The sequence below is a fragment of the uncultured Sphingorhabdus sp. genome, assembly GCF_937872355.1.
Classification (GTDB): domain Bacteria; phylum Pseudomonadota; class Alphaproteobacteria; order Sphingomonadales; family Sphingomonadaceae; genus Sphingorhabdus_B.
Window position 1 is genome coordinate 1 of sequence record NZ_CALMSV010000139.1, and the last position, 5,439, is coordinate 5,439.

7 protein-coding genes are annotated in these 5,439 nt (G+C 56.8%); 5 read left to right on the forward strand and 2 right to left on the reverse strand.

Going from position 1 to position 5,439, the window contains the following annotated elements:
- The 4 genes from Q0239_RS08695 to Q0239_RS08710 all read left to right on the forward strand — a co-directional run.
- The coding region (locus Q0239_RS08695; protein ID WP_298601295.1) for a phage Gp37/Gp68 family protein at positions 1-659 on the forward strand (659 nt) is incomplete at its 5' end.
- 39 nt (positions 660-698) lie between these two features.
- Entirely contained in the window at positions 699-1,964 is a 1,266-nt protein-coding gene (locus Q0239_RS08700; protein WP_211400683.1) for a three-Cys-motif partner protein TcmP, read from the forward strand.
- A 97-nt stretch (positions 1,965-2,061) separates the two neighbouring features.
- Entirely contained in the window at positions 2,062-2,784 is a 723-nt protein-coding gene (locus Q0239_RS08705) for a hypothetical protein (protein WP_298601300.1), read from the forward strand.
- Positions 2,785-2,878: 94 nt separating this feature from the next.
- On the forward strand, positions 2,879-3,940 hold the full coding sequence (locus tag Q0239_RS08710; protein WP_211400681.1) for a PIN domain-containing protein: 1,062 nt from the start codon (positions 2,879-2,881) through the stop codon (positions 3,938-3,940).
- 23 nt (positions 3,941-3,963) lie between these two features.
- Here Q0239_RS08710 and Q0239_RS08715 read toward each other — a convergent pair whose 3' ends face one another.
- Positions 3,964-4,284 (reverse strand): hypothetical protein, encoded by a 321-nt coding sequence (locus tag Q0239_RS08715; protein ID WP_211400680.1) that lies wholly within the window; start codon positions 4,282-4,284, stop codon positions 3,964-3,966.
- Between the two features lie 57 nt (positions 4,285-4,341).
- On the reverse strand, positions 4,342-4,554 hold the full coding sequence (locus Q0239_RS08720) for a hypothetical protein (protein ID WP_211400679.1): 213 nt from the start codon (positions 4,552-4,554) through the stop codon (positions 4,342-4,344).
- 217 nt (positions 4,555-4,771) lie between these two features.
- Between Q0239_RS08720 and Q0239_RS08725 the strand changes: the two genes are divergently transcribed.
- A partial coding sequence (locus Q0239_RS08725; RefSeq protein ID WP_298601305.1) for a hypothetical protein occupies positions 4,772-5,439 on the forward strand: 668 nt, incomplete at its 3' end.

The window sequence follows — 5,439 nt, forward strand, 5'->3', positions numbered from 1 at the left end:
TGAATGTTCCGAAATATAAAGGACTCACGCGACGCAGCGGAAAACGAACCGTTTGGAACGGCGTGGTCCGTGAAGACAAGGCCGCCTTGGACATTCCGCTGCGCTGGAAGAAGCCGCGAAAAATCTTCGTTAACTCGATGTCTGACCTGTTTCATGATCGGGTGACGGACGCCTTCATCCTGAGAGTCTGGGCCGTCATGCGTGCCACGCCCCACCATCACTATCAGATCCTTACCAAGCGTCCGGAGCGGATGGGGGCGCTGGTTCGCTCCAAGATCGGCGAAGTTCTGCCGAACGTATGGCTCGGCACCAGTGTCGAGAGCGCCAACGTCGCGGGTCGCATCGATCATTTGCGCACCATCCCGGCTGCAATCCGTTTCATCTCATTTGAGCCGCTGATCGGTCCGGTAGGGTCAGTCGATCTTCGCGACATCCATTGGGCCATCGTCGGCGGAGAAAGCGGAAGATCGGCTCGCCCGATCCGTGAAGATTGGATCGATGAAATCTTCGATCAGTGTGCGATGCACAACACCGCGTTCTTCTTTAAGCAGTGGGGGACATGGGGGAAAGACAACAAGCGTCGTTCCAAAAAGGCCAATGGGCGCGTATATCGCGATCAGGTCTGGGACGAAATGCCGAAGGCTTCGCTCGCGCTCTGAGAATGACGCCTCTGGATAGCAGGATTCATTCGGAGGCGAATGTCGAAAAAGCCGTATTCATGGGTCGCAGGCGCGGTTCTTGAGGAGCACTCAAGACGCAAGCACAAGGTCATCGCCGAATACGTCGCGCGATATCTGACCGTGCGCTGCCAGCTTCCTCAACAGTCCCGGTTTCGTCTTGCCATTGTCGATGGTTTTGCAGGCGGCGGCCAATACAAGTGCGGCAGTCCCGGGTCTCCGCTGATCTTTATAAACGAGCTTCGTGTCGCGACGGAGCAATTCAACATCAAGCGTCAGGCCGAGGGGATGTCGCCGCTCGACATCGAATGCCTGCTCATCCTGAACGACTTCGACAAAGAGACTGTCGAGCTGCTGAAAACGAATGCCGCTTCGCTCATCGCCGAAATCAAGGAGAACGTGCCGAAGCTTCACCTTCGCGTCGAGTATCGGAATGAGAAGTTCGACGAACTCTATCCCGAGGTGAAGCAACTGCTCGAGCGCGGCAGCTATCACAACGTCCTCTTCAATCTGGATCAATGCGGAACAGGCAGCGTCGAAATCAACACGATCGGCGACATCGTCGCGTCGTTCACGTCGGTTGAAATCTTCTACACATTCGGCATCCAGACGTTGCTGACGTTCCTGCATCAGACGGACCGGGGCGCGCTGGCCAGGCAGCTTGCGCCGTTTGGCGTCAGTCCGGATGATCTATCGCAACTCGATGGTTTGATGACCAAGGACGCTTGGCTTGGCGCAGCGGAACGCATCGTGTTCGAGTCGTTTCGGCGCTGCGCGAACTACGTCAGTCCATTTTCCATCCACAATCCGGACGGATGGCGTTATTGGCTTATCCACTTCGCAAATTCGGTTCGTGCGCGTCAGGAATACAACAATATCCTGCATCAAAACAGCAGCGCCCAGGCACATTTTGGCCGGTCCGGTTTGCACATGCTGTCTTACGACCCGAGTGAAGCCGACAGCATGCTCTACATGTTCGATGCGGCGGGAAGGGCGGAAGCAAAAAAGCAGCTTCACGATGATATTCCGCGGTTCATCACAAATTACGGCGATGCAATTCCGGTCGGTGAGTTTTACGCCAGCATCTACAACGCGACCCCGGCTCACATGCACGACATCAACTCAGCGATCATCGAGAATCCGGACCTCGAGGTTATCACCGAACAAGGCGGCGGGGAGCGCCGCAAAGCCAACATGATCAAGACCAGCGACATCCTGCGCTTGAAACAGCAGCGCAGTTTCTTTCCGTTTTTCTTTGAAAATCAAAGCAGGGTAGCGAAGAAATGACGCACGCCATCGTGGTCGCATAACGATTGGTGCCCGAATGGCGGATCATCGGAATACGCTCGCCCTTGTCGCAGCCGCTGCCACCCTGGCGCTTGTATTGGGGTTTGCCTATGGCGCCACCTTCAATGGTGGTTGCGAGCAGATCAAGGATGCTCAATGTGGTTGTCTCGAATGGTGGTTTTCCCGCTACCAGACGTTGATCGCCATGTTTGGCGCGATTTTCGTTGCTTGGCTTAGCGTCCAGCCTGTTCTGAAGCAGCTCAAGCTGTCCTCGGTGCAGACCGCTGTCGCTTTGCAACAGGTTCACGCAGATCGTGAAAAACGGCTGGAGAACTGGCTCAAGCCAGAATTGGCCGCGCTGGAAAAACTGTCCGAAGACCTGGCGCGTGGCTATTATGAACGTGAGGATGACCATGGGGTGCTTCCTCACTGGGTATGGGATATGAACCAAACGGTCGACAGCACCCGCGGCCGTTTAATTCGGCGGCAGGACAGAAACTTCGGGCCTGCGGAGATAACAGCCGCCCGTCAAAACCTCATCGACATTCTCGGGCGGCTCACCAAGTGCATGTCAGACTACAATGGGTCTGTCTACGCTGACGATCCGGAGTACGATTTCTCCGACGACGACCGGGCGAAGATTGACGCAGCCGAGACCAAAGCGCGGGAATATCTGCCGACCCGAATTGACGAGGCGTCAGTGGCGATCAAGAAATTCGCTGAAGCTGTGGCAGCGGACCTTCGGGAGTTGCGTTTGAAGCGTCGGCTCTATGATCAGATGGTGGCGAGCGCCAACCTTCCGGCGGAGAAGTTGGAATAAGGCGTCTGGGATCGCGTGAGACAACCGGCGATACGGATTCTTATCCGCGACGCGAATCAAACATGCGAGAGCTGTTCTCGCGAGGATTTCTGAAATGGCCGCTGATCGCCCCCGCCGGGTTTTCCTTGATGCGAACGTCGTGATCCGGGCCGGCAAGCCGCCCGGCGGTCCGCTGATCCCGCGGGTCGCTGATCTGGTAGACGCCGGCTATATCAAGGTTGTCACGACCGATCTTACAAAAATAGAGATCGCAAAAAACCATGGGGCTAACGATTTCGAGGTCATCGGCGACCTGACCAGGAGACGAGTCCGCGACCTGGCTGATGAGATTCTCGCCGTTAAACTCCCGGAGATTTCTCCGGTTGAACTGCAGCAAAGACTGATCGAGAAGTATCATGCTGCGGTGGAGCAGATGTTCAGCTCGCTGCGAGCGGAGACGCTTTCGATCGATAGTGTGAAGCCGTCCGTCGTATTCGACGCATACGCGCGCAGGACCGGCCTGTTTGGCGACGACGCCAAGAAGGATCAATTTCCAGATGCCTTCATCTTCGAAGCCCTAAAAGCGACTGTCACGAAAAGCGATCCGCTGACGATCGTCTCGGACGACAAGGACTTTGCGGCGGTCATCAAGAACGCTGAGCATATCACCGGGCTGAGATCGATCGCGGATCTCTTCGCCAAGCTCGGGCTGACAATCGAAGCGGCCCCGGACGTCAACGATTTTGTGGATGACAATCGCGATGCGATCGTCGGGGTCGTTCATGAAGAACTCAATCAGTGGGGATTGCAGGTCAGCGATGTTGACGATGCAGAAATCGACGAAGCGGACGTGGAAAATGTGAACTTTCTCGACTTCAGGACATTTCGGACGATCGGCCCAGGCAAGGAGATTCTCGTCGTCGGGCGCATCGAGATGGACGTCAAAGTCTCCTACCACCATCCCGATTGGGACACCGCCACTTACGACAGCGAAGACAAGGTACTGCTGCCGCACCACACGGTGGAAGGCGAGAAGAACATAGATGTAGAAGCCAATTTTAGTATGACCCTGACCGTCGACAAGCACGGCAAGCCGACATCGGTTGCTGAGTTCTCGTTCGACGACGATGATTTCGTCTGGGTCGCGATCGGGCCAAACGACTTCGACTACAAATAGGTGTTTCGCGGCTCGTGAAATGGTTAGATTTCGCGCGGTGCGTACACGTTGTCCGGGTAGGGAAGCCTTTCGTTGACACGCCGTAGGAGCACAAGATAGCCCCGCATAGCCAGTTGGAGTTCGGCGCCATCACCCAGGGGCTTGTCTTTGAAGGCGTGAATGGTGTTGCGCCGCTCCTGCACCAGATCAACGAGGGCATTCCCGTCAGCGCCGATGAGGTCATGCTCTTTCACGAAGATCTTCAGAGGCTGGAGCGTAAGTCCGTCAGGACTGAAAGCCTTTTGCTTTTTGTGATCGAACGCATTTGCCTTCTTGAGCACGTCCAGGTCGGCTTTGTAGTCCATGTAAAACACCGACAGGAGGAGTTTTAGCGTTCCTTCGAGCAGACTGCCGAGGTTCGACTAGGCGAGAATGAGTTCTCCGTCCGACAGCGCAGTGGAGGGTTCACGTAGCCACAAACGCAATGTCTTTGACAGCGACGCCTGCCAGTCGAGGCGGCTCTTGGTCAGCAGGCCCGCGGCTTCAACAGGCGCCCAGCCGTTGCTTGCTGCCCAAAAGGTCGCCAAGCCGCTGTTCAGTTTTTCGATCCGGGAAACGACGTCCTCGATTGTCATGCGTGACTTATCCGTCGCCAAGCCGAATCGGCCAGCCGTCGATTGGCAGGCCAGAGCTTTACGATCTGACGCAGCCCTCAGGCAACTCGGGGTTCAGAGGGCACGTCGTCAATTGGGGCTTATTGCGGCGCAGCATAAGTGCCGCACGTACGGTCCGACAACCCAGCGGGAGGCGAGATTCAGTGCATCCGCGAGTTCGTGAAACTAGAATGTTCGCGTGATAATCGATTCGATCTATCCCACCGTAGCTACGGACGATTTTGCGCGTCGCTTCTCGCAGCGCGGCGGAAATCTCATGTGGCTGCTCGGGGCTGGCGCTTCGGCGGCCGCCGGCATTCCGACGGCGTGGGACATGATTTGGGAATTCAAGCAGCAACTTTACGTCAGCCAGCGCCGCGTTTCTCCGAAACAGGTCGCCGACCTCGCCAATCCGGCCGTCCGACGTGAACTGCAATCGTTCATCAACGACCTTGGCAGCTTACCCGCGCTCGGTTCGCCCGACGAGTACGCGGCGCTCTTCGAGTCCGTCTATCCAAGCGAGGCAGACCGTCGCACGTACATCGCTGCAAAGATCAGCGGCGCGAAGCCCTCCTACGGGCACATTGCGTTGGCGACACTGATGAAAGGTGCGCGTTGTCGTTTAGTCTGGACCAGCAACTTCGACCCTCTAGTCGCCGACGGCTGCGCGAAGGTTTATGGCGGGACCGGCCAGTTGACCACTGTGGCGATAGAGACCGGCAGTCTCGGACGGAACGCCATCGACGAAGGGCGCTGGCCCGTCGAGGTCAAGCTTCATGGCGACTTCCGATCGCGCCGGCTCAAGAATACCGGAGATGAGCTGCGCGAACAGGATGCGAAACTCAGAACCCTGCTGATCGATAGCTG

Bases quoted from the DNA above. Each gene is read 5' to 3' on its own strand.
- Q0239_RS08700 (WP_211400683.1), top strand. From the start codon at position 699: ATGTCGAAAAAGCCGTATTCATGGGTCGCAGGCGCGGTTCTTGAGGAG.
- Q0239_RS08710 (WP_211400681.1), top strand. From the start codon at position 2,879: ATGGCCGCTGATCGCCCCCGCCGGGTTTTCCTTGATGCGAACGTCGTG.
- Q0239_RS08715 (WP_211400680.1), bottom strand. From the start codon at position 4,284: ATGGACTACAAAGCCGACCTGGACGTGCTCAAGAAGGCAAATGCGTTC.
- Q0239_RS08720 (WP_211400679.1), bottom strand. From the start codon at position 4,554: ATGACAATCGAGGACGTCGTTTCCCGGATCGAAAAACTGAACAGCGGC.